19 protein-coding genes are annotated in these 23,695 nt (G+C 43.3%); 13 read left to right on the top strand and 6 right to left on the bottom strand.

The genetic code is table 11. The features are described from left to right. The 3 genes from R8N28_RS22570 to R8N28_RS22560 form a co-directional block, all read right to left on the bottom strand. The coding region (locus R8N28_RS22570; RefSeq protein ID WP_318183440.1) for a hypothetical protein at positions 1-323 on the bottom strand (323 nt) is incomplete at its 3' end. A 476-nt stretch (positions 324-799) separates the two neighbouring features. Further along, on the bottom strand, positions 800-1,009 hold the full coding sequence (gene xseB / locus R8N28_RS22565) for an exodeoxyribonuclease VII small subunit (protein ID WP_065274469.1): 210 nt from the start codon (positions 1,007-1,009) through the stop codon (positions 800-802). Beyond that, positions 993-2,747, bottom strand: coding sequence for an exodeoxyribonuclease VII large subunit (locus R8N28_RS22560; protein WP_065274468.1), 1,755 nt, complete (start codon positions 2,745-2,747; stop codon positions 993-995). The genes xseB and R8N28_RS22560 overlap by 17 nt, the downstream gene beginning before the upstream one ends. A 225-nt stretch (positions 2,748-2,972) precedes the next feature. Here R8N28_RS22560 and R8N28_RS22555 point away from each other — a divergent pair, with 225 nt between their 5' ends. The 7 genes from R8N28_RS22555 (at position 2,973) to R8N28_RS22525 (ending at position 12,497) form a co-directional block, all read left to right on the top strand. Further along, on the top strand, positions 2,973-3,599 hold the full coding sequence (locus tag R8N28_RS22555; RefSeq protein ID WP_065274467.1) for a restriction endonuclease subunit S: 627 nt from the start codon (positions 2,973-2,975) through the stop codon (positions 3,597-3,599). 16 nt (positions 3,600-3,615) lie between these two features. Next, the gene (locus R8N28_RS22550) at positions 3,616-5,133 is read left to right on the top strand and encodes a type I restriction-modification system subunit M (protein ID WP_065274466.1); all 1,518 of its coding nucleotides are present in this window, start codon (positions 3,616-3,618) and stop codon (positions 5,131-5,133) included. Then, positions 5,123-6,439 carry a restriction endonuclease subunit S gene (locus R8N28_RS22545; protein ID WP_065274465.1) on the top strand — a complete coding sequence of 439 codons (1,317 nt, stop codon included), beginning with the start codon at positions 5,123-5,125 and terminating at the stop codon, positions 6,437-6,439. The genes R8N28_RS22550 and R8N28_RS22545 overlap by 11 nt, the downstream gene beginning before the upstream one ends. 79 nt (positions 6,440-6,518) lie before the next feature. Next, on the top strand, positions 6,519-7,376 hold the full coding sequence (locus R8N28_RS22540) for a DUF6933 domain-containing protein (RefSeq protein ID WP_065274464.1): 858 nt from the start codon (positions 6,519-6,521) through the stop codon (positions 7,374-7,376). A 50-nt stretch (positions 7,377-7,426) separates the two neighbouring features. Then, entirely contained in the window at positions 7,427-10,693 is a 3,267-nt protein-coding gene (locus tag R8N28_RS22535) for an HsdR family type I site-specific deoxyribonuclease (protein ID WP_318183439.1), read from the top strand. Beyond that, positions 10,693-11,484 (top strand): M48 family metallopeptidase, encoded by a 792-nt coding sequence (locus R8N28_RS22530; RefSeq protein ID WP_065274462.1) that lies wholly within the window; start codon positions 10,693-10,695, stop codon positions 11,482-11,484. The genes R8N28_RS22535 and R8N28_RS22530 overlap by 1 nt, the downstream gene beginning before the upstream one ends. A 299-nt stretch (positions 11,485-11,783) precedes the next feature. Next, entirely contained in the window at positions 11,784-12,497 is a 714-nt protein-coding gene (locus R8N28_RS22525) for an HNH endonuclease signature motif containing protein (protein WP_065274461.1), read from the top strand. A gap of 141 nt (positions 12,498-12,638) precedes the next feature. On the opposite strand, the gene R8N28_RS22520 is transcribed toward R8N28_RS22525, so the two are convergent. Beyond that, on the bottom strand, positions 12,639-13,259 hold the full coding sequence (locus tag R8N28_RS22520; protein WP_065274460.1) for a hypothetical protein: 621 nt from the start codon (positions 13,257-13,259) through the stop codon (positions 12,639-12,641). 50 nt (positions 13,260-13,309) lie between these two features. Next, the gene (locus tag R8N28_RS22515) at positions 13,310-13,534 is read right to left on the bottom strand and encodes a hypothetical protein (protein WP_065274459.1); all 225 of its coding nucleotides are present in this window, start codon (positions 13,532-13,534) and stop codon (positions 13,310-13,312) included. A 201-nt stretch (positions 13,535-13,735) separates the two neighbouring features. Between R8N28_RS22515 and zorA the strand changes: the two genes are divergently transcribed. From zorA to R8N28_RS22490, 5 genes are all read left to right on the top strand, one after another. Then, a complete protein-coding gene (gene zorA, locus R8N28_RS22510) occupies positions 13,736-15,550 on the top strand; it encodes an anti-phage ZorAB system protein ZorA (RefSeq protein WP_065274458.1) in 1,815 nt (604 codons plus the stop codon). 11 nt (positions 15,551-15,561) lie between these two features. Further along, complete coding sequence (locus R8N28_RS22505; protein ID WP_065274457.1) at positions 15,562-16,347, top strand: flagellar motor protein MotB; 786 nt, start codon at positions 15,562-15,564, stop codon at positions 16,345-16,347. Next, a complete protein-coding gene (locus tag R8N28_RS22500; RefSeq protein ID WP_065274456.1) occupies positions 16,347-17,753 on the top strand; it encodes an EH signature domain-containing protein in 1,407 nt (468 codons plus the stop codon). The genes R8N28_RS22505 and R8N28_RS22500 overlap by 1 nt, the downstream gene beginning before the upstream one ends. Continuing rightward, positions 17,746-20,589 carry a DEAD/DEAH box helicase gene (locus R8N28_RS22495; protein WP_065274455.1) on the top strand — a complete coding sequence of 948 codons (2,844 nt, stop codon included), beginning with the start codon at positions 17,746-17,748 and terminating at the stop codon, positions 20,587-20,589. The genes R8N28_RS22500 and R8N28_RS22495 overlap by 8 nt, the downstream gene beginning before the upstream one ends. Positions 20,590-21,140: 551 nt before the next feature. Beyond that, a complete protein-coding gene (locus R8N28_RS22490; RefSeq protein WP_065274454.1) occupies positions 21,141-21,653 on the top strand; it encodes a hypothetical protein in 513 nt (170 codons plus the stop codon). 196 nt (positions 21,654-21,849) lie between these two features. Here the strand turns inward: R8N28_RS22490 and R8N28_RS22485 are convergent, their stop codons facing one another. Then, on the bottom strand, positions 21,850-22,140 hold the full coding sequence (locus R8N28_RS22485) for a hypothetical protein (RefSeq protein WP_065274453.1): 291 nt from the start codon (positions 22,138-22,140) through the stop codon (positions 21,850-21,852). Between the two features lie 238 nt (positions 22,141-22,378). Here R8N28_RS22485 and R8N28_RS22480 point away from each other — a divergent pair, with 238 nt between their 5' ends. Beyond that, a complete protein-coding gene (locus R8N28_RS22480) occupies positions 22,379-23,623 on the top strand; it encodes an ATP-binding protein (protein WP_318183438.1) in 1,245 nt (414 codons plus the stop codon). Positions 23,624-23,695 lie beyond the last annotated feature (72 nt).

Here is a 23,695-nt window from a genome sequence, read left to right as displayed (position 1 = left end):
TCTAGATTGTGGATCTGGATATCTGCTGGAATCCCCGTATCACGACGAACGCCCACCAATTTCCAGCCTTTAGTGTTCCGAACTAAATCGACGAATGTGGCCTGTGGCACACCATTATAGGCACTAGCGACCTTGGTATAGACTGTAATACTAGCCTCGATGCCTCGCTGATCATGCTTGTACAGTACGTCATCCAAATTCTGTTGTAGCGTACTTACCTTCTCGTAAAAATTATCCAGCGTTAGATTTCTGGCTCGCGATCTTGATTGCGCTTTCTCGAGCTCTTCCTTCAAGTTACGGATCTCTGTGTTTGATTTTGTCATTGCAAAAAGCCTTTATATTGTTGTGATAGTTGTATTCTTATTATTGTTTTTGCCTTCGACACAAATAGTAACCTTAAAGAAACAAATACTTCAAGCCATTGATTTTATTGAAAATATTATAAATAATAATTGAATTACAGATTATTATTTATAATAGTAAAAAATCAGCAAAAATCACTATTATTCAGATAGTTACGACCAAGTTGAGTCAATGTTTGTGAAAGTTGGTTCGAATGGATGCGATAAAATTAAATTACATTTACTTGATGTAGATCAATTTTTATTGTGTAGTCACAGCTTCTCAGTCTACAGTTGAATTGAAATTCAGAATGGTCTTGTAAGACTGTGCTTGGCGGATTAGATACTGGAGGCCTTTAAAAATAATTCGAGGATTGCGTCAATCAGAGCCCAATGGCACTCACATTTTTGATTAGAGGTAAAGACATTAGTAGCCTTTACCTCTGTATGTTTACATTTTACTGGCTAGAGCTCGCCTGCTGCTCTATCTCTTGCAGCATTTTTTCTACTTGCTGAATACGGCTCATGCAGTGCTGGTAGGCTTCTGTTCCCTGTTTTACAAGTGGGATGATGCGATCAACATCTGGAACGTTTTGCTGAGAAAGCTCCTCTGCTGCTGATTTAAGCTGTGAGTAATTATCCATGTAACTGCTAGTTTGTTGGTTCATTCTTCGCATCCTTCTGGAAAGAGTGTTTGGTTACCGTCGCACTGCCATCATGCAATTGGACTGTATACTGTTGATTATTTAAAAGTTGTTGAGTGCTTTTAATTACGTGGCCTTCATCATCACACATCAGTGCGTAGCCTCGTTCTAAAGCTCTTTGAGGGTCATAGGCCTCAATTAATCGCTTGTCATTTCGGACTAAATCTTGGTGAATAGACAAAGCCCTATTGGCGTTTACAAAGAGGACATTCTTGTCTTGTTGGATCTGATTTTTCTGGCCCTGTACATGCATACGCGCATACATCACCAATGAGTTTGAGGCTGCAACCGTCTGATTACTGGCAATATGTATCGCGGTTTTGGAAGACTGGCTCAGGTTGAGCCAAAGTTGACGAGTGTCTCGTTTATGGTTGTGAACCCGATGTTCTGCTAACTGCTTTAAGTCCCTGTAGTCCGATAAAACATTTTGCTTCGCCAGCATCATTACAGCGACACTCGATTGTTTCATAATCTGCTGCTCCGAAAGGGCGGCAGATTTGGCACGACTCAACGCGCCTTTTGATTGGTGATACACTTGCTCTTGGAGGCGATTAAGCCGCATACGTGAAGAATTTAGTTTCTGGTTTGCGTTGGCACTCAGATGTTGGAACTGTCGATTTACCGAGTCTCCATTTTCTCTCACTCGGTTGTGCGCTCGCTCAAACAGCCGCTGACCAAACTCTTCAACCTGACTACGCCAATAACTTAATGTGGCACTCTGTCCTGCACCAATGCGTTCTTTCTGGTGTGTAATTGATTGACGCTGTTGTTCACATATCGACTTCGCTATGTTTTGAAGCGTTGAATAACTCGCACTAACAGACTGCGCGTTTTGGATTATGCTATGTTTGATGTGATCAATGACCTTGGTAGGCGTCGCAAAGGCTTTATTAGCGAATTCATCGAGGATCACAGAATCCGTGCTGTGCCCAATCCCTGTGAAAACAGGGTATGGGCAACGGCAAACCAATCGTGCCAGTTTCGGTTCGCTGAGTTCGTTAAGCCCAGCCTTATCACCACCGCCTCGAATAACACACACTGCATCATACACATGTTCATTTTGAACCAGTTCAGTAAAGGCCATCTCAATGGTTCTTACCCTCGCCTCTCCTTGAAAGGATGCGTAGAAATAGTCGAACTGACATAGGTCGTGCTGTTCAAGCAAGTGCGCCACACTGCGAAAGTCACTTAACCCAGCGGCATTTTGCGGAGCAATGACGGCAACCCTTGTAAACTCCGTAGGCGTTATCAAGCGTAGATTTAACTCTGCTTCTCTTTTATCGGCTAGCCAGTTGCGGATCGACTGTAACTTTAGCTCAAATGCCCCAATCGTGTAGCTTGGATTGATATCGACGATGGTCAAGTTGAGACCATACTTGGTATGAAACTGAACTTCGACTAAACAAAGCATGCTCAAACCTTCTGTAAAGGTCATTTGAGTACTCTTTTCAAACGCATCAATAATAGAGGTTCTATTTGACCAAATAACCGCACGCGCTTGTGACTCCGACCCATCCTCACTGCTATCTGATAACTGCAAGTACACATTGCCAGAGCGATTTCTATTGATACTGGTTACTTCTGCCGTCACCCAATGCCGACCAGGGACACCACGTTTAATTACCGTGTTCACATGTGCTAATAACTGAGAAAGGGACTGCTCAGCACACCCCGATGCTTCCGCTTTCAATACATTCGACATTGCACATCCTCATCTCAGATTAGCTTTCAAAAACAACGGGAGTACTATATAGGAACACTAGCAATCAATTGCACCATTTATATACTGCAATAAATAATTTAGTTGCATATATGAGCAATGTCAAACTTATTTTTGCATCATGTGAATACTGTAATAATCTCATTGAAAGATTTGTTTAACCTGTCAAAATGAACTGATTACTCAATATCGAAAGAATGTATTGTCATGATCGAGGGAAAACGTACCTCAGAATCTGTCGCTTTATCCGAGCTTGTCACGATTCAGGCAGGATATCCTTTTAGGGGGGCTATCCGAGATATCCCCTCGGGTGGTGTGCGAGCGATACAAGCCAAGGACATTTCAGATCTTGGAGAGCTGATAACCGATAACCTTATCGTTACCGATCTGACAGGAAAAAAACGACCTGACTGGCTACGACAAGGCGATGTGCTATTCAGTGCCAAAGGCGCAAGGCAACTGGCATGCTATGTGGGATCTGAATTGGAGAGTACCGTCTGTTCGCCTAGCCTGTTTCTGTTGCGTTTAAAGCCAGAACTCAAGGGGGCGGTCAATACACAGTTTTTAACATGGCAACTCAACCAACCTCCTGCGCAGAGTTACCTAAAACGCGGCTCGGAAGGGAGTTTACAGATCAGCATTCGCAAACCTGTGTTAGCCTCTACACCTATTGCACTGCCAAATATCGAGACACAAAACACGATTGCCAAACTCTATGAAGCCAGCATCAAGGAAAATGCACTGCTTCATAAGCTTATCAACAACCGTCAGCAGCAGCTTAATGCTATTGCTACTGACTTAATCCAGAATTCTAACCAATTAAAATCGAAGTAATTAAGGCTGGGAAACCATGGTCAATACACCAATCAATCAAGATGAAATCAACAAAGCCGTATGGGCTGCCTGTGACACCTTCCGTGGTACGGTTGATCCCTCTATCTACAAAGATTTCATCCTTACTATGCTGTTCTTAAAGTACATTTCTGATGTACACCAAGATAAGTTTGATGAGCTTTCCAAGCAGTTTGATGGCAATGAGCAGATGATCGCCGCCATGATGTCAAAACAGTCTTTCAAAATTCCAGCAGGTGCGACCTTCTGGGACTTGTATGAAGCGCGTTTTGAGGCTGGTAACGGCACGCGCATAGACACGGCATTACACGCGATTGAAGAAGCTAACGGCACTAAGCTAAAGAACGTCTTCCAAGACATCAGCTTTAACACCGATAAACTCGGTGATGAAAAACAAAAGAACGACATTCTGCGTCACCTATTAGAAGACTTTGGCAAAGAGACGCTAAACCTGCGTCCAAGCCGCGTCGGTTCGCTAGACGTGATTGGTAACGCCTACGAGTACCTCATCAAACACTTCGCTGCTGGCAGCGGTAAATCGGCGGGTGAATTCTATACTCCGCCAGAGGTCTCTGATCTCCTTTCCATTATCCTAGAGCCAAAGCCAGGCGATAGTATCTGTGACCCATGTGCTGGCTCAGGCTCACTATTGATGAAGTGTGGTAAACAAGTACAAAAGAACTTTGCAGGCTCAAAGCAATATGCACTGTTCGGCCAAGAAGCGATTGGTTCAACCTGGTCACTGGCAAAGATGAACATGTTCCTGCATGGCGAAGATAACCACCGCATTGAATGGGGCGATACGATCCGCAACCCTAAACTACAAGACAAAGACGGTGGCCTGCTCCACTTTGATGTGGTTACAGCGAATCCTCCGTTCAGCCTTGATAAGTGGGGCTTTGAAGATGCGGGAAATGACCACTTTGGTCGCTTCCGTCGTGGCATCCCGCCAAAGACCAAAGGCGACTATGCGTTTATCTCGCACATGATTGAAACACTTAAACCACAAACTGGCCGTATGGGTGTGGTTGTGCCTCATGGCGTACTATTCCGCGCTTCATCAGAGGGTAAAATCCGTAAACAGCTTATCGATGAAAACCTGCTAGATGCGGTGATTGGTCTACCAGAAAAGCTGTTCTTTGGCACAGGTATCCCTGCTGCGATCCTTATCTTCAAAAAGCAGAAAGATGATAACAAGGTACTGTTTATTGACGCATCTCGTGAGTTCAAATCTGGTAAGAACCAGAACCAGCTAACCCCAGATAACATCCAAAAGATTGTTGATACCTATAAGGCGCGTGAAACTACCGATAAATACTCGTACCTAGCTACGCTGGAAGAGATTGCCGAGAACGATTACAACCTCAACATTCCACGCTATGTCGATACCTTTGAGGAAGAAGAAGAGATCGACTTGGTTGCGGTACGCACTGAACGTTTAGCGCTACAAACTGAGTTAGCTGATCTAGAAGCAGAAATGGCGGGCTACCTAGAGGAGTTGGGTTATGGTGCCTAATGGTTGGAAATTAACTTCACTAGGCGAAGTATGCTCTGGGAGCTTACAAACAGGCCCATTCGGAAGCCAATTGCATGCTCATGAGTACACGGATGAGGGCGTACCTGTACTTATGCCTAAAGACCTAATTAATTATCGAGCTAATAATGAATCAGCAGCAAAGATACCAGAGCACCGAGCTGATGATCTTAAAAAACATACGCTGCAATCTGGTGATTTACTCTTTAGTCGCCGTGGCGATGTCGCTCGTTTTGCATTAATTGAATCAGACTATCCAAGAAGTTTATGCGGCACAGGTTGTTTAAAAGCGACACCAAATAAAGCTCATTCACCGTTATTTTTGTCTTATTTTCTACAGAAAAATGCTGTGAAAAAATGGCTAGAGCAGAATGCAGTCGGCCAAACGATGCCAAATATGAATACGGCGATTTTAGCTGAACTTCCATTGATGGTTGCATCGTCAAGAGAAGAAGAAGACAAAATCGCCAAAGTCCTCTCAACATGGGACAAAGCGATTTCCACCACTGAAAAGCTGATTGAAACCAGCAAGCAACAGAAAAAAGCTCTGATGCAGCAGCTTTTGACGGGTAAGAAGCGTTTGGTGAAAAGTACTTCCTCACGCTCTGTTCGAGAGGGTTTTGCTTTAAGTAAAATTGGTGATATTCCAGATGATTGGGAAGTTGAGCTAATTTCTAAGCATTACTGGTATCAAGAAGGGCCAGGTGTAAGAAAACATCAATTTACAGAAAACGGTGTGAAGCTATTTAATGGTACAAATATCCAACAGTCTCGAATAGACCTTTCGAATACATCGACTTACATTTCAAGTGAAGAAGCATATGGGTCGTATAGTCACTTCCTAGCTGATAGTGGTGACTTGGTAATTGCGTGCTCTGGGATTTCTGTCGAACGATTTGATGAGAAAATTGCATTTATAAATCAAACACATTTACCTCTCTGTATGAATACCAGCACGATGAGATTTAAAGTGAAATCAGAGACTACTGCCTGTCTGACATACATGCGGTACTTTATGATGTCAGATTTATTCAAAAACCAAATAAGACGGCAGATTACAGGCTCTGCGCAATTGAACTTTGGGCCATCACATATGGCTAAATGTTTCATACCACTGCCGCCTTTAGAAGAACAAAAAAAGATTGCTTCAGTATTAAGCTGTGCTGATAACGAAGTAGACATTCTGGAGGCAAAACTTGCTCACTTTAAGCAAGAGAAAAAGGCACTAATGCAGCAGTTGTTGACGGGTAAGCGCCGTGTAAAAGTGGATGAAGAAGTTGCGGCCTAACGCATATCTTAATTCTATACCAATGTGTGACGCAATGCGTCACACATTAATTTAGACTTTCAAAGCTAGGTAATACCAAATGTTAGTGTTTAACTGCACCAAAGCCGCTGCGGACTTTTTCACCGTAAAGCGCAATGGCAAAAAAGTCTCTCCCTTAGAAGCGCCGCCGACGGATTCGGTCAGTGGAACTGAAGCCATGAATGTTTTGAATACCCCTACAGTACCCATCAGTGCTTGGTTGGTGCATGCGGTCAACGTTCAACGTAAAAAGGTGCTAATTGCCATGCATGTCGAAACCCGCTACGCCATGGTGTTTGTTGGCATTCAAAAAGGGGATTGGCTCGAATTTACTAACCAACTGCTGGAACGGCTGTTTAACAACATGCAATTCTTTGGTGAAGAGTTCGAAATGTGCGATGAAGAGAGCTTCGAAGAAATGTTCAATGAGTTCATCAAACTTCATCCTAGACCATTCTTTTGTCAACGCGGTGACCGCAGTGTACAAAGCCACATTAATGATGTTGCGTGGCAATTTGAAGACCGAGTGTACCGAATCGGCTCCTTACCCAAAGGGCAGGAACAGTGCGCTGAATTTGATGACTGGATCAACAGTTTGATTCGCTCAACCAAACAAAAGAAAGACTACTTTCACCCTGACGAAGAGATGTTCATTGATTGGATGCAGACCTACAGCGAATTGGGCGACAACGAGGACAAGCTCATCCGCCAGTCGTTTGGATCTCTACGCCGACAGATGATGCACGCCGAAATGATTAAGCGTGGCATTCCAGATGACAGCTATCTGGACGAGATGAATGCGGAACTCAACCAAGCAATCCATGAGTATTTCCAAGAGATTGCCCCTGACACGCAGAGCGAAGACATTCCCGATAACGTCATCGACTTCAATCAGGCCAAAAAACGCAAACTACATTAAAAGTAAAAGCAACAATAAAAACAAAAACGACTCAATAATAAGGGACGACAATGTCAGGCAATTTACCCAACTTCCGAGAAGAACAAAGCGCGAAAATTCCCGCGTTAACCTTGCTCACCAATCTTGGCTATCAGTTCATTCCACCAAGCGAGTGTGTGGTGAAGCGTGGCAATCTTTCCACGGTCATTTTGCCTGATGTTCTGCGTGATGTACTGAAACACAAAACCTTCTCGTTTATGGGTAAAGATCGCCAGCTATCAGACGCTGCGATGGATAAAATCGTCCATGAGCTTGCCAACCCTGCGATGAATGAAGGGCTAAAAGCGGCGAATGAAAAGCTGTATAACGCCCTCACCTACGGCATAAGCGTAACCGAGTTTGTCGAGGGTAAAAAAGCCAACCCAACGATTGATATCATTGATTGGCAAAACCCAGAAAACAACCAGTTCCATTTTACTGAAGAGCTTGAAGTGGAAAATGCGCACGGCACGGGCAAGCGTATTCCCGATATTGTCTGCTTTGTGAATGGCCTGCCTTGGGTAGTGATTGAAGCCAAGCGCCCCGACTCCTCTCATGAGGGCAAGCCAACGGTTGCCGAAGGTATCTCGCAAAACATCCGCAACCAAAAAGTCGATGAGATCCCACACCTATTTGCCTACAGCCAATTACTCATGTCGGTGAACGGAAATGAAGGCTTATACGGCACCTGCGGCACACCGAGTAAATTTTGGGCGAAATGGAAAGAAGAACAAATCACCGATGCCACCTTTGCACGCCTTAAAAACGCACCGCTGACGCCAGATCAGCTAGATAAACTGTTTGCGCACCGCCCAGCCATAGTACGTGATGAATACCTATCGCTGATTGCGGGCGGTGATTTAATGGTGACTGACCAAGACCGCTTGTTGGTATCGCTGCTTCGACATGACCGCCTTCTGGAAATGACTCAACTTTTCACCTTGTTTGATAAAAAAGCGGGCAAAATCGTGGCGCGTTATCAGCAAGTATTTGGCATTAAAGCCCTGATTGAACGTGTTACTTCTTTCGATGAGAAAGGCGCACGTAACGGCGGCGTTATTTGGCACACCACGGGCTCAGGTAAGTCTTTCACCATGGTGTTCTTATCCAAGGCACTGATTTGGATTAAAGAGCTCGCCAAGTGCCGTGTTGTTGTCGTTACTGACCGTGTTGATTTGGAAGATCAGCTAGCACGAACATTTGCCTCTGGTGGTGCACTGTCTGAAAAAGATCGTAAAACGGCCATGGCTACAACAGGCCGCCGCTTAGCGGAGCAAATCGGCAAAGGCAACGAGCGCATCATCTTCTCCATCATCAACAAGTTTGGCACCGCGATTGAACTACCAGAGTGTTACAACGACAGCCCTGATATGATTGTGCTGGTTGATGAAGGGCACCGCAGCCAAAACGGTGAAAACAACATTCGAATGCAACAAGCCCTGCCAAAAGCTGCTTACATTGGCTTTACGGGAACACCGCTACTGCAAGACGATAAGACAGAAAACAAGTTCGGTAAGATCATCCACTCGTATACCATGCAACAAGCAGTGGAAGACAAAACGGTAACTCCTTTGCTGTATGAAGAACGTGTACCCGAGTTAAGCACCAACGACAAAGCGCTCGATGCTTGGTTTGATCGCATCACGGATAAGCTGACCGAAAAACAGCGTACCGATTTGAAGAAAAAGTTTGCTCAGAAAGGTCAAATCTATCAAACCGAGGGTCGTATTGAGCTTATCGCTCATGACATTTCTGACCACTTCCAAAACTTTAAGCGCCAAGGTTTAAAAGGTCAGCTTGCTTGCGACTCAAAAGCCTCTGCCATCCAATACAAGAAGCTTCTTGACCAAATTGGTAAGGTGACCTCGGTTGTTGCTATGTCACCGCCAGACACCCGTGAAGGGTACGATACGGTCGATGGTGAAAGCAAAGACATGGTGCAAAATTGGTGGAAGGATAATGTCGGCAACGAAGATGAAAAAGCCTACACCAAACGCATCATTGAAGAGTTCGCCAAAGACGATGGCCCAGATTTGATGATCGTGGTAGACAAGCTTCTAACAGGCTTTGATGAACCAAAGAACACCGTGCTGTACATCGATAAGCCGCTGAAACAACATAACCTTATCCAAGCCATCGCTCGAGTGAACCGACTACATCAGAAAAAAGAGTTTGGTTACCTCATCGATTACCGTGGCATCTTAAAAGAGCTAGATGCCACCATTGCGGACTACCAAGACTTGGCCGAGCGCACCCAAGGTGGTTTTGATATCGATGACCTTAAAGGCTTATACAGCCGCATGGATACTGAATATAAGAAGCTGCCAGGGCTTTATAGTGAGCTATGGACAATTTTCGCTGAAGTGCCAAATAAACAAGATGGCCCTGCTCTGCGTCAGGTTCTTGCACCAAAGATTGACACTATTGAAGGACAGCTCACCGATACCAATCTGAAGAAGCGTGAAGACTTCTACGCGACGTTAACGGCTTTCTCCAATTGCCTAAAAGTTGCTCTGCAATCCGCCACCTACTTCGAAGATAAAAGCTTCGACGATAAACGCGAACTCTACAAAAAAACGCTTAAATCCATGGCAGAACTTCGCAAGCAGGTACGCGAAGATGCTGAAGAAACCATTGATTACGACGAGTACGCTGAGAGTATCCGTACCATGCTAGACAAGCACATTGGAGGCGTTGAGATCCAAGAGTCTAAAGGTGCGTATCTGGTCGGCAGTATAGGTAAAGATGTTAAGCCAGAGCAACTGAGTGATGATGAAGCGCGTAACAAAAAGGACGCGATTACAGGTCGTGTCACTAAGATGATTGAGCAAGACCTTGCCGATGACCCATACGCCCAAGAATACTTTTCGAAGCTGCTGAAACAAGCGATTCAACAAGCCAAAGAGATGTTTGATGCGCCTGTTAAGCAGTATCTCCTATTTGCTGATTTTGAACAGCAAGTAAAAGAGCGCAAAGTCGAGGGGTTACCAGCCGATCGCTTTGCAGAGCTAGACCCAAAAATCAAACGCCATGTGCAAGCCTACTTTGGTCTGTTTTTGAAACATGAAACAGCAGAAGCACAGCTCACTGAAGATCAATACTTTAATTACGCGTTAGAGATTGACGAGAAAGTGCGCAAGGCCGTCGCAGAGTTCTCTATCAACCCTGTAGAAATCGAAAACCAGATCAGCCTAGAGATTCTTCCGCTACTGTTTGCCGATCTTGGCGTCGATAAGGCTCAGATCTTGGTCGACGAAATTGTGCAAATCACTCGATTAGGTTTGGCGGGTCACCATTAATGACATCGGTCAACTCAATCGAGCGCAACAAAGAGGAATACAGCTTCGTCTACGGTGATGAAGCTGTCAGCTATGAAGTCGTTCGTAAACCAAACGTTCAAGGCACTTCGGAGCAAAAAGTAAGGCGTAAAATCACAATTAAGGTTCATCCCAATTGTGAGGTGGTCGTAACCGCACCTGAAGACGCTGAGCGCGAAGATATTCATCAAGCCGTGATGAAGCGTGCCAAGTGGGTTTATGATGCGCTTAAAGAGTTCAGAGGCCACTTGGAGTATGTCCAGCCTAAGCAATACGTCAGCGGTGAAATGCAGTTCTACCTCGGTCGCCGCTACGTATTAAAGATCATCGAAGATGCCGATGCCCTGCCCTCAGTAAAAATGACCCGTGGTAAATTACTGGTCACCTTGACCAGGTTTAACGAAGACAAAACCGCCATGGTTAGAGCGCTAGTAAAGAATTGGTACAAGGTTCGCGCTGAGCGGGTGTTCCATGAACGTCTATCGGAGTTACTGCCCCAAGCTAAATGGGTTGACGGCATCCCCAGCTTTCGGGTTCTGCCGATGACAAAGCAATGGGGAAGCTGCTCAGCCAAAGGGAGCTTAATGCTCAATCCTCACCTTATCAAAGCGCCAAAAGAGTGTATTGATTACGTGATTTTGCATGAGCTTTGCCATATCGCAGAACACAACCACAGCGAGAAGTTTTGGCGGCTATTAAGCAGCGTGATGCCGAACTGGAAAGAAGTCAAAACTCGCTTAGATGGCATGGCAGAGCTCTACCTTAATGAATAGCTAAGCCCCTATTAACTCTCAACAACCCTCAGGCTAACCCGTTAGCCTGAGGGTTCTTACCAATTCTTAACCATATTAAGAATTCTTAAACTCGATAAGAATGACTAAGAAGTAGCCCATGAACTGCGTTCATGAACCAATCGACTCTCTTCAAAGCGAAGCTTTGGTTTAGCCACTTTTTGATATTTATATATAAACAGGGAAAGTGGCCTATTCATTATCGATGGTAAACAACTGAATTTGTCCATAAAACGATGTAGATTATACCCATTCTTTATTGGTTACTGGAAAACGACGCCATGAAACGAAACAGCTTAGATACGCACCTGTTATCAATTGCTCAAGGGATGATAGAAAGTGGATTTGACATCTACATTCACCATCAACCCAAACATAACAACAGGCGTTGGGGTATTAGGCGACACGACTTTTCAACTCAGTCTACTGCTTGGGTATCACCTAAATCGAATAGTAATGAGTTTAACATCAAGCTAACAGGTGACTTTCGAAGGTTCGACTTACAGCTAAGTAAATTAGCTCTTCGTCAACGAAGCGAACAGAATTTGACGGTTTACTACTTCGAGATCAACTCAGCAGAAGAAATATTTGCAACCCTTGCCCCGCATAAGAAACCATCAATCGAAAATAGTTCTCATATAGATTACATCAATCAGAATCTAGAGAGCGCCATCAATCATGCACTGTTGGATACGCCTGAAATCAGAGCGAAGAGATTATCTCAAGCCTCGGAGTTTCCAGAGAAAGTTCAAGCGACAATAACTGTTTTCAAAAGAAACCCTGATGTCGTGGCTGAAGTATTACTCAGAGCGAAAGGTACATGCGAACGATGTAAGTCACCCGCACCTTTCACGAGAAAAAGTAATCAGACCCCTTACTTAGAGGTACACCATATCATCAGGCTTGCCGATGGAGGTAAAGACACTATTGAAAATACTCTAGCACTTTGCCCCAACTGTCATAGAGAGCTTCACTTTGGGGCTGGTACAGACTAAGCCACAAAGCAGGGCCCTTGCTCAAACTCAGATGGTTACCGCTGTAACTGAGCTTTAAAAGGCCGAATTAACCACTTATAAAAGCAAATGTGATGCTTACAGAGCTTGCTACTATTTGCGAGAGTCATTAAGTCTGGTTTTTCATTGGGCCTTTATCACGTGGCAAGGAGTACTTAAAATTTCTATATCGTTACTCCACCCCGACCTGAGTGCAGCAGCCCCCACAAGATACAACACAGTTTTTTCATCAATTGCATTGGAGGCCTCAAAGTCTGTCAGTGAGTTTAAGAACGTATTGATGCCGATGACCGCATCATCCGAATGGCTCACACCTTTGGCACCACCAGTTACAAACGCTTCCCATAAAAATACAGCGTCAGTTTCCTGAAATTTCGTCCAAGAAAACTCTGCGCTTGGAGACCAACCTAGCAGCTCATTCAGTCTGTTCATAACCCACAGAGCTTCCACGAGCCCCGTGCCTAATGCGCCAGTACCAGCCCCTGCACTCCAACTTCTATTCCCCTCTCCGAGCCTAGCCGAATTAACTCTTTTAGGATCTTGTCGCATAGGGACAAAAAGCGGACACTCAAAGCCAAGAGCAACCTTTTCGTTTCGTAAAATCGATTCAGAAATCAACACCGTGAATGATTCGATATCAGTGCCTGTGATAATCTCAGCTTGACCCCATAGTTTTGCAGCCCACCCAAACTTCTTGGCACTGATTGAACCAACATCAGCGCAAAAAACTGATAAGTTATCCATCACTCCCCCTGTACATTACTACTGGCGTGCCCAGTGTTAGTTTCACTCATTCAATCACAAATCATAAAGATTGCACCAGTGGCTGCTCCTACACCCAGGCTTCCTTCAACGAAAACCAGTTCATAATCCTGTAATGACTGACCAGCATACCATTTGTCTTGCTTTACCGCTTTTTCCCACCACTTCAGGAATAGCACTTCTACAACATATGTACCCCATGAGCTGCGCTCATGAACCAGTCGACTCTCTTCAAAGCGCAGTTTTGGTTTAGCCACTTTTGGATATTTATATATAAACAGGGAAAGTGGCCTGTTTGCACTACCTAGCAGAAGCGATAGAAAAAGCCTATTCCCTCACACAAAAGTTAAGCTTATTGCTTGGCGCTCATATGCAGCCTGCTTTAATATGATACTGAATGATAATAACATCAGCGCATGGTAGTGCGCCGACACAGCAGAATTGGCTAGGATATTTTGATGAGCGCGAACTTAAGCAATGTGATGAATTTCATCACTTCAACCGAATTCATTTTTTTATATTGCGGCGGTATTATCGCCATTGCAATTTGGTCGGCTATCAGCTTTTGGCTCAGGTTTTCTCCAGTCAATGGCTCAATGCACAACGCCCTCAAGCAGACCAATGCAACACCAAAAAACAAGTTAGAGTTCCCTGAGTACTACTATGAACTCCGCGAATGGATGAACGAAGACAAATATTTAAAAGACTCTTGGAGAGAGTTTGAGGAAACGTTGTTGCTGCCTGGTGAAGATTTCGATGGCGATAAGGAGGTCATCATGAACACACACCTCCCTGCTGTATATTTTAACCAAAAGAATCTTTTGCTACCCAACATCAACCTCCGTTATTACAACGCATTACCTAATATTCTTACTGGGTTGGGGATCGTCGGTACTTTCATTGGTCTAACCGTTGGTATATCACTCGCAGCACCTGGCCTAAACTCAAACGACATAAAGGATGCAAAAGAGGCCTTAAACACTCTTCTAGATGGTGCTTCACTTGCCTTCATTACTTCTATCGTTGGCTTGCTTACGTCATTAGTCTTCTCCGCATATGAAAAGCGCTACATCCATCTGTTCAATAGTACTTGCCAAAAACTTAATTCAGCTTTAGACGCTCGTGTAGAGTATTTCTCAGCAGAGCGCCTAGCGAGTAAGAATCTAGCGGAATCTCAAAAGCAATCTTTAGCGCTACAAACATTTGCCAATGATCTCGCAGTATCCCTCGGTCAAGTAATAGAACAGCACGTAACCCAGCCAATGATAAGTGCGATAGACGAGCTTAGAACTGATCAAAAATCAGCTAGTGACGAGACAGTATCAAAAGTTATGGGCGAGTTTGCAGATAAGATAGCTGGTGCGGCGGGTGAAGAAATGAAAGCGTTCGCTTCAACCATTAAAACCATGAGCGACAGTTTAGAATCTCAAGTTGAGTCTTTAACGAAAGGCCAAGATGAGATGCAAAAAGCCGCACAAAACGCGGTTTCAGGCATGTCAACGGCAATGGCAGAAGGGAGCGCAAAAATCAACGAGGGAATTGATGAAGCCGTTAATTCATTACTAAATAGCGTAGAAAAATCAATAAATAGTGTAACCCAACAACTTGATGACGCATCACAAAAACTAGCCAGCAACCTCCAACAAGGGTTAGAGCAGTTTGATAACATCCTTCTCAAGTTAACTGATACAGCTTCCCACTACCAAGCTATGACCGATGCAAATAAAACTCTATACAGTGATATCTCTGAATCTATCCGAGTGATTGGTGAGCTTTCTGAAAAAGCAAACCAAACCAATCTAGATTTTCAGCGAACGGCCGAGACATTCCAAAATTATATCCAGTCATTAAACAATACATCCGCTAATCTTGCTGATTCAACAAGTAGTGTTGACTCAACCTTGAGCACATTACGTGAAGTCCAGGAACAAATGACCCAAGTTTGGAATGAGTACGAAGAGCGCTTCTCTGATCTAGACACTACTCTAGAAAACTTGTTCAGAAATGTAAGCAGTGGCCTTGAACGTTATGCATCTCAAACTGATGATTATATTCTTGGATTAGACAAACATGCCTCAGAAGTTGTTCAGAGTCTCGCTGCCGCAACCAAAGAAATCGCGGATGCGATTGAGTCTTTAGAAGATAACCTGGATAGGAAAACGGATATCTTTGAGTCCTCGATTACTTCTATCTCAAACGCCGCAGAAGAGAAACTAAAAGGATTCGAAACCAACATTCACAATTACACGAAACAACTTCAGTCTGATCAATAAAAAGGTAACTTATGAACGAACACCATGAACTCTTGGAAGATGAAGGTGCTGGTTACCTTATTTCTGTATCCGATATGATGTCTGGATTGCTTCTCGTGTTCATCATTACACTCGTCGCATTTATCATCAACTTTCAAGACGCTATACAAAAGCAAAACGAGGTTACTGAAGCACGTAAAGAAGTTGTTCGGAAATTAACGAACACAGAACAGGTAAGAACTGAACTGCTACAAAATCTGAGACTCAAACTTGCAAAAGAAAACATTGAAGTAGAAATTGATACTCACCATGGCGTGCTTAGGCTTACTGAAAAAGCCGTGCTATTCAAGACCGCAGCAGACACCCTAAGTGAACATTATACTAATAATTTAAAAGTCATCGGCAGCGTCCTGAATGAGGTGATACCTTGCTATGCTGCAAACCATCCCAATGATTACTCATGTCCAAACCTCAACGAGACAAAAGGTAAAGTAGATGCAATATTCATCGAAGGACATACTGACAATGTTCCAATGAGATCCAGTCGAATGAAAGACAATTGGGAGCTCTCTGCTAACAGAGCCATCGCGGCTTATCGACTAGTTGTACCCAAAAGCGTACTAGAGACCCTCCAAAATACTTCGGGGCAACCCGTTTTCTCAGTAAGTGGGTATGGCGAGGGACGTCCAGTTGAGGGCCATGACCACGATACACCAACACCAGATGGTGCGAATCGTCGAATCGATTTGCGATTCATAATGACGCCACCTACGCTAACTGCCCCACAAAAAGCTTTTATCGAAAAGGGAGTTAGATAGTGTCTCTGAAAGACTACCTTAATGACTTCACAACTCTCGGTTCAAGAACTGCTCTAGATATTTCTCTATCGCAACTAAAGAAAGAGGCGCTGAAACTTAGAGAACGTCACGGCTTTACAACTGTTCCTATCCCGAATGCCACTGATATCCAAGCCGTGTACCGTAAACTGTTAAAGTCATTTCAGCATCAATCCTTATCACTTGATTTAAGCCGAAAAGAGATGAATTTGGTACCTTGGGCTTTCATGTTACCTGTGGATGGTAACCCTCCACTTTATGAAAATGAAACCTATACAACCATCCTGTTTACACATCTCGGCGAATCATCGAAACCAGAGGCTGTTAGACCTTTTATTCAGGCATTTCTTCAAGAATATCCTTTACATTCAGAACAATTTGAGCCCTTACGCTCAGGACTTTACGAACTTGTCGCGACAAATAAACATACAAAACTAAACACAATAAAAGAATGGATATTGAATTCCCGTATTTTGGATAGGCACAGTCACCAAGAGTGCAGTGAACAGCTATTGAGCAAAGGGTTCCAATCAACTTTTACCCAATACAAGCTTTCTATGGGACTAGAGTATGGTCGTTTCGCAATCGAATCCCTTTTATTTTACCTAAAGCGACTAGAACTAGATTTAAGCACGTATAGCGAAGACATTCAGGTAGAGCTCATTTCAGAATGCTTAGATTTTTTCATAGAAAAAGATGACTCATTTAAGTATCCATTACTAAGAGTCCAACTCGCACAAGGGTTATTGACTTCATACTCTCGCCACCAAGCTTCATCCAGGATAAAAAAACTTCTCACTGATTTCTTCCTCCAACAATATGGCGATCCACGTACATCAACCGAGCAATGGCATGGTGTCCATTCATTGGCTCTTGATGTGATAAAAGGCTGGATGGTTGAGAACACTATGAATGATTTCTTCAACTTACTAAGCCATGTCGCTAAGACGGACTCAACTGCTGATAAGCACTGGAGATACAGGAAGCGATTTTGGAATGCTTATCTAAAGAAAGGACATATTCAAGAAGCATGGGTAGCACTGGGAACTCGTGCTTATGCCGAGGCAAACATCTTTCTACAAGGTGGTCGTAATACTTATGCAACACTTTCAGGAGCTCAGCCACATCATAGTGCACTGATAATGGTAATCAATGGTGTAATGATTACAGAGTGGAGCCATGTAGGTAGCTACAGGTTATGGGATAACAGCAATAAAAGGCCCAAACTTTATTTGAAGAGTTACCACAGGGAATCTTTGGTCAATTGGGCTGACTACACTGGCCCTCACACTGGTAGTGAAAATGGAAGGTGGCAGTATAAACTTTCACAACTAATTAATGACTTAACAGGAGTTTCGGTGTCCAACAAGGAGTATATGCATGTCTAGAACCGCTCAACTTACATGGCAAAAAAACGACAACGGTTTTCTATTTCAGGTTAGTCATGAGGGTTTGATTTTACCTCCTAGCCAATGGTCTAGATACAGCTTAATGATGGGTGACACGCATGTTGTCGTGGATCCCTTGTTTCGTGGCATAGAAGATGTACCCACTCCACTTATAAGCGACTCTGGGATAAATTGCTCTGATCAATTCATTGCATTACTTACTGAAGTAGAGATCCAAAAACTGTGCCTTCCTCCAGTATCACACGCCAAAGTGAAAATTGTAGCCAAAGGGCTAATTAGCCAGCCAAATTTTCAATTGTCATATCGACTAATGACTCCTGAAGGCAGGCCAATGATGGGAGCCAAGGTCGCTGGAATAGAATTAAAGCATAGAGGACAAACTGAGTTAATCCTTGATCCACTCTACAGCATTATCACTAAGATTGACGAATTTAACAGCACTAACATACTAGACCAAGATGAAAGGTTCGTTCGATGGGGAGAAATAAAAGAACTGTTACCTGACGATTCTGTTGTGGATGGTCAACTGCAAAATATCACCATATGTCGCGCAGATAGGGTTACTTTAGATATCAAAGAGCACGGGATTTTTAATCCATTGTTGATCAAATCAAATCCCACAAAAGACTGGGATATTCAGGGGCAATCTGATGTTGAATATGCGATACCTAAATCTAGGCAGAAAAACTTTGAGGATCACTTTAAGGCCTGGAGTACAACAAGGTCGAATTATGCCATTGGCAATGGCGTATATGTTGTTCTTCCCCTTAGAGTGCAAAAAGTCCTCAGCGTAATAAAAGACTATCAGACTAAAGATAGCCAAGAGAGATTAGCTTTCGTTTCAAATCCACATAAGATCATTAATGAACGTTTAAATCTGGAAGATAACCCTGAGGATCTTGATTCAATTTTTGTGGAAACCCCTGACTTCATTAGTCAGCGAATCGACACAATTGGTGTCTGGTCACCCAAACTTTGCGCATATGTTGCAAAACGGGAAGGAGACTGGGTACCAGATGACGATGAAAGACTATTTTTTCCGATAGATGATCTTCTGGTGAATTTTACAGTTGATGAAATGAAGCGACTTCTAGGTGAAATAGACATCGCACTAGACAATGAAGTCTCTGAAATATCATTTGAAGGACAACGTGTTCCCGTATCACTGGAAACCAAAAACCTACTTATAAAAATGCTTAAGCCCTTTGACGAACATATAGGGCCTCCCGATGCCCCACTTGAAGTTCTGGCTCCAATCGTGAAAGACAATATTGAAGAAGTAGAGTTTGAGGTCATAAAGCATAGTGCTAGGCCGAAGCTGCCTAAACTACCAAAAGCACTCAAAACAAAATCACTGTATGAGCATCAAAAGTTTGGTGTTGAATGGTTAGCTGACCATTGGGAATCAGGCTCGATAGGTGCTTTGCTCGCTGATGATATGGGATTAGGCAAGACCATGCAGGCATTAGCGTTCCTAGCATCAGTTAAGGAGCTCATGAATGATAACCACTACCCTACCAAACCGTTTCTGATTGTAGCGCCCTCTGGATTGCTTAAAAACTGGCGAGACGAAGCTAGTCTCCATGTAGAGGAAGGGGGGCTGGGTGATGTATTTGAGGCGTATGGAGCTCAAATGAGGGACATAAAGACTTACAGTGTAATGGAACGCAACTCACTATTATCAGGTAGTGGCTGGGTATTAACTACCTATGAAACGCTTAGAGACAAGATCAAATACTTTCTCTCTATTGATTGGGGAATCACCATCTTTGATGAAGCCCAAAAGATTAAGAACCCTGTCTCTCGTATGACTGAAATGGCAAAATCATTGTCTTCTGATTTCACATTGATGCTTACTGGCACTCCCGTAGAAAATGAGCTGAAAGATTTATGGTGCATTGTCGACACCGCTCAGCCTGGTTTATTCGGTTCACTCAGCCAGTTCCATAATGAATATGCTAAACCAGCAGAAAGTGACCCTTCTGAAGCTCAAAGACTTAAGTCTCTTCTGGTAGAAAAAAGTAATCCCCCACTGATGCTTAGGCGATTAAAGGAAGATCATCTTGAGGGACTTCCTCAAAAAATCATCCATCAAGTGGCTAAACCTATGCCTGAGCTACAAGCAGCGGAGTATGAAAACATCGTTCGAGATGCACAACTGAGAAAAGGTATGGCTGGTGGCGTTCTAGAGACGATACAAAAAATCCGAAGAGCATCGCTTATCGCAGAAGAGTTTGACGGAAACGGTATAACCGACGGAGTAGTTAAACGTTCCGCAAGACTTACTGCACTAATAGAAATCTTAGACAATGTACATAAGTCTGGAGAAAAGGCTTTGGTGTTCTGCGAAGCTATTGATGTCCAAGAATATCTTTCAGGTTACCTACAGCACCGATATCAACTCCCTTCTAGGCCGCACAGAATCAATGGCTCGGTCGATGGTTATACACGAAAACAATATGTAGATGATTTCCAGAGCGGCGCTGTGGGCGATTTTGATGTCATGCTGCTGTCACCAAAAGCGGGAGGTGTTGGTTTAACTATAACTGCGGCCAATCACGTCATCCACCTTACACGGTGGTGGAACCCAGCAGTAGAAGACCAAAGTACAGACCGTGCATTCCGTATAGGACAAAAGAAGGATGTTAATGTGTACATACCAATGGCCATTCATCCCAAATATAAGGACGCATCGTTTGACGCTAACCTCAATAGACTTCTTTCCAAGAAGCGAAGTCTTAGCTATAACGCCTTGATGCCAGGTACCATTACTAAAGATGAAATGAAAGATTTGATTTCCCAGAGTGTTGTCTAAAAACGCAGCCTAGTCACCTAGGATGAGAATTCTTGAACATGAAAACTTAAAGCAAGTAAGAAACTCAAAGAAAGCAACCATGAGCTGTGCTCATGAATAAGTCGAGCCTCTTCAAAGCGAAGCTTTGGTTTAACCACTTTATGATATTTATATATAAATGGAGAAAGTGGCTCTCTCCTCATCCAATAAATAGTGGCTTGAACAGCTTTAGAGCAACCACCCACAATTTAGAGATCTATATCACATCTAAGAATTTTTTGCTCACTCAGCCTTGTCGATGAAATTTTACTGACTAAATTAATCCCATCCAAAGATTACGCTTTGGTGTTCAGATATACCTTCTATTGATTCGTGTATCCGACTGTTAATAAAAATACTAATAACTAAAAGCTCGATTCGTCGAGTAAGTGTGAACTGTATTTTTATTAGCAAATTGGAGACATGATGAACAAATCTACAATCAAATTCAGACATTCAATTCGACACTGCTTAACAGCGGTGGATTTGTCATGCCTGTTATCTAGCACTCTTTAAACCAAAGGAGCGATACAATGATCAAATTTAACATCAATGAACTGCCGCAAGTAGCTTACATTACCAACAACTTACGCTCGAATTCATGCTTAGAAGTCATGGATAAACAGCCAACCAACTCAGGGTATATCAAAGCCCCAAAACTAGTTTGTTACATGCTCGCATTTGAGATAGTTAACACGCTAGAAATTACCTACTACGATTTCAAACATCATAAATTTGGTTTCAGCACTGCTGATTTTGAAAGTGTTGATGAGCTTTTTGAGCTCTATGCATCAAAGTTCAATAGCTATTCACAGTATCTTGTTATCCAATATGAAGACTATGTTGGCTACCCACGAATTCGTGTTGAGTTCGATGTGTCACTCAAGCAGCAGTTGTTCAATGATTCCATTGAACACCGTAAGAATCTAGATCTTGTTCAGGTTGCAAGTGCCATTGTCGTAGATTCTTTTAGCATTCGACAGTTTGCAGGCTATATGGAAGTGATTAACCGCCTTGGAGCTTTACCAGTGGTGTCTTGGCATTGAAGTGAGCCTACTCTTACCACTCAGAGGAATAATTGAAATCAGGAAAAGTCTCTAGCAATACTAAACCATGAGCATAGCTCATGAAGAGGTCGACTTACTTCAAAGCGCCAGCTTTGGTTAGCTTTGAGCCAGGCCACTTTTTCATTTTTATATATAAACAGATAAAGTGGCCATTTTTGAAGATCAGGAATTTAAGCTAGCATTCCAAGCTTTCCGTTAAAAAGCCTTGTTCAGCAGCAAACTGTTTGATTACCGATTCGCCGATATCAATGTATGGTGAGTAGCGGCAATACAGCAGAATGAGTCCCTTACCATCATCAATCACAGCACGAATGTTGTTCATCCCGTTGTCTATAGCAAATTGATCAGGATTCCACTCACACTGGACAGCACGAGGCGCATTGAACATTGTTTGAGCCAGTTGGTCTAGCACCAATCGCGTATTCATTTGCTCGGTTACAATTAAGGCGGTTTTGCAATATGGCATAGTTTTCCTTCAGCGAAGATTCCTGAGTTTTCAAAATACCAGACAAGCATGGCTTTGTAGAGAGCCCGTCGTTCTAAGGGCGAGCTTAGATGCCCAACGTGAAACTTTACCCCAGTTTTATGCACACTTAAAAGAACCACCAATACACTTTTATGCGCCAATAATGGTTTTCCTTTGCATTTTTGTGCGCATTAAGGTGTAATTATATATGCTCAAAGCTTTTAAATAGGATGCCTCGGTGAATCGGAAACATCTGCAAAAACTAATCGCGTGGAAAAATAGCAAAACCAGGAAACCTCTACTCATTGAAGGGGCTAGGCAAACAGGCAAGACATTCCTATTGCAAGATCTTCTCGGCAGAGAATTTAAAAAAGTTCTAAAAATCGATTTTTTAGAAAGCCCTCAGTTAATGGAAGCTTTCTCTGGGTCTCTAAACCCAAAGGCCATCATTGCTAACATTGAGCTCCTAACTGGAGAAGCCTTCAATTTAGACACAGATCTTCTCATTCTAGATGAGATTGGCGAATGCCCAAGGGCAGTAACCTCCCTCAAATACTTCGCAGAGCAAACCCCTGAGGCATATATCGCTGCTTGTGGCTCGACCATTGGTCAGCTTACATCATTTCCTGTTGGCAAAGTCGAACAGCACAGCTTGAGGCCTTTGAGCTTCCGAGAATTTATTTGGGCATCAGGGCAAAAAGCACTTCAAAACGCTTTTGAACAACAGCATAACTCGCCAGTAGCACACGCCAAACTAACTGACCTTCTGAATGACTACTACTACGTCGGCGGCATGCCTGAAGCCGTTAATACATGGTTCGAAAACTCAGAAACCAGCATTCTTCAACGAATAGAAGCCGTCTCTGAAGTCCACAGAAGACTAATTGAAGGTTACATGCACGATTTCAGACAACACTCTGGTAGCGTTGATGCTAGGTTACTCGAGTCTGTATTTCGAAGTATTCCAGCCCAACTTTCTTCAGTCCGTGACGGCTCAGTAAAGCGCTTCAAGTTTAAAGGTGTCCACGAGAGAAAATCACGTTATACAGAATACGAAAGCGCCATTACTTGGCTTCAAAAGCGCCAGTTGGTGTTAAAGAACTATCCTATTGAGGGGCAGCCTAAGGCTCCACTCGTCGCACATATAAAAGAAAACACATTCAAATTGTATCTACTTGACGTCGGTCTACTACACCATTTTCTGGACACGAGTTACCTTGAGATCAAACGACAAGGCCATGGATACAAAGGGTATATTGCAGAAAACTTTGTTCACCAGGAACTAGCGTCGTTGGGTATTGAACCAACTTTTTCATGGAACGATGCTAGAGCCGAGATGGAGCTCATCATCAGCGACGAACGTGGCCGAATTATTCCTGTTGAGATAAAAAGTAGTAATCGCACCCGAGCAAAATCACTGCCATCTTACATAACCAAGTGCAGCCCACACAAAACTATCAAGCTAATAGGAACTCAAGTGTAGTGGTCAACTAAAATTGGCCACGGTTTTAGAGTTTTCCCAATATAATCGTTCTGATTCATTGGGAGTTAGACC

It is taken from the genome of Vibrio sp. Vb1554, assembly GCF_033344235.1.
This window is presented reverse-complemented; position numbering and strand designations above follow the sequence as displayed.

Coding starts and splice junctions, on each gene's coding strand:
- xseB (WP_065274469.1), bottom strand. CDS start 1,009: ATGAACCAACAAACTAGCAGTTACATGGATAATTACTCACAGCTTAAA.
- R8N28_RS22560 (WP_065274468.1), bottom strand. CDS start 2,747: ATGTCGAATGTATTGAAAGCGGAAGCATCGGGGTGTGCTGAGCAGTCC.
- R8N28_RS22555 (WP_065274467.1), top strand. CDS start 2,973: ATGATCGAGGGAAAACGTACCTCAGAATCTGTCGCTTTATCCGAGCTT.
- R8N28_RS22550 (WP_065274466.1), top strand. CDS start 3,616: ATGGTCAATACACCAATCAATCAAGATGAAATCAACAAAGCCGTATGG.
- R8N28_RS22545 (WP_065274465.1), top strand. CDS start 5,123: ATGGTGCCTAATGGTTGGAAATTAACTTCACTAGGCGAAGTATGCTCT.
- R8N28_RS22540 (WP_065274464.1), top strand. CDS start 6,519: ATGTTAGTGTTTAACTGCACCAAAGCCGCTGCGGACTTTTTCACCGTA.
- R8N28_RS22535 (WP_318183439.1), top strand. CDS start 7,427: ATGTCAGGCAATTTACCCAACTTCCGAGAAGAACAAAGCGCGAAAATT.
- R8N28_RS22530 (WP_065274462.1), top strand. CDS start 10,693: ATGACATCGGTCAACTCAATCGAGCGCAACAAAGAGGAATACAGCTTC.
- R8N28_RS22525 (WP_065274461.1), top strand. CDS start 11,784: ATGAAACGAAACAGCTTAGATACGCACCTGTTATCAATTGCTCAAGGG.
- R8N28_RS22520 (WP_065274460.1), bottom strand. CDS start 13,259: ATGGATAACTTATCAGTTTTTTGCGCTGATGTTGGTTCAATCAGTGCC.
- zorA (WP_065274458.1), top strand. CDS start 13,736: ATGAGCGCGAACTTAAGCAATGTGATGAATTTCATCACTTCAACCGAA.
- R8N28_RS22505 (WP_065274457.1), top strand. CDS start 15,562: ATGAACGAACACCATGAACTCTTGGAAGATGAAGGTGCTGGTTACCTT.
- R8N28_RS22495 (WP_065274455.1), top strand. CDS start 17,746: ATGTCTAGAACCGCTCAACTTACATGGCAAAAAAACGACAACGGTTTT.
- R8N28_RS22490 (WP_065274454.1), top strand. CDS start 21,141: ATGATCAAATTTAACATCAATGAACTGCCGCAAGTAGCTTACATTACC.
- R8N28_RS22485 (WP_065274453.1), bottom strand. CDS start 22,140: ATGCCATATTGCAAAACCGCCTTAATTGTAACCGAGCAAATGAATACG.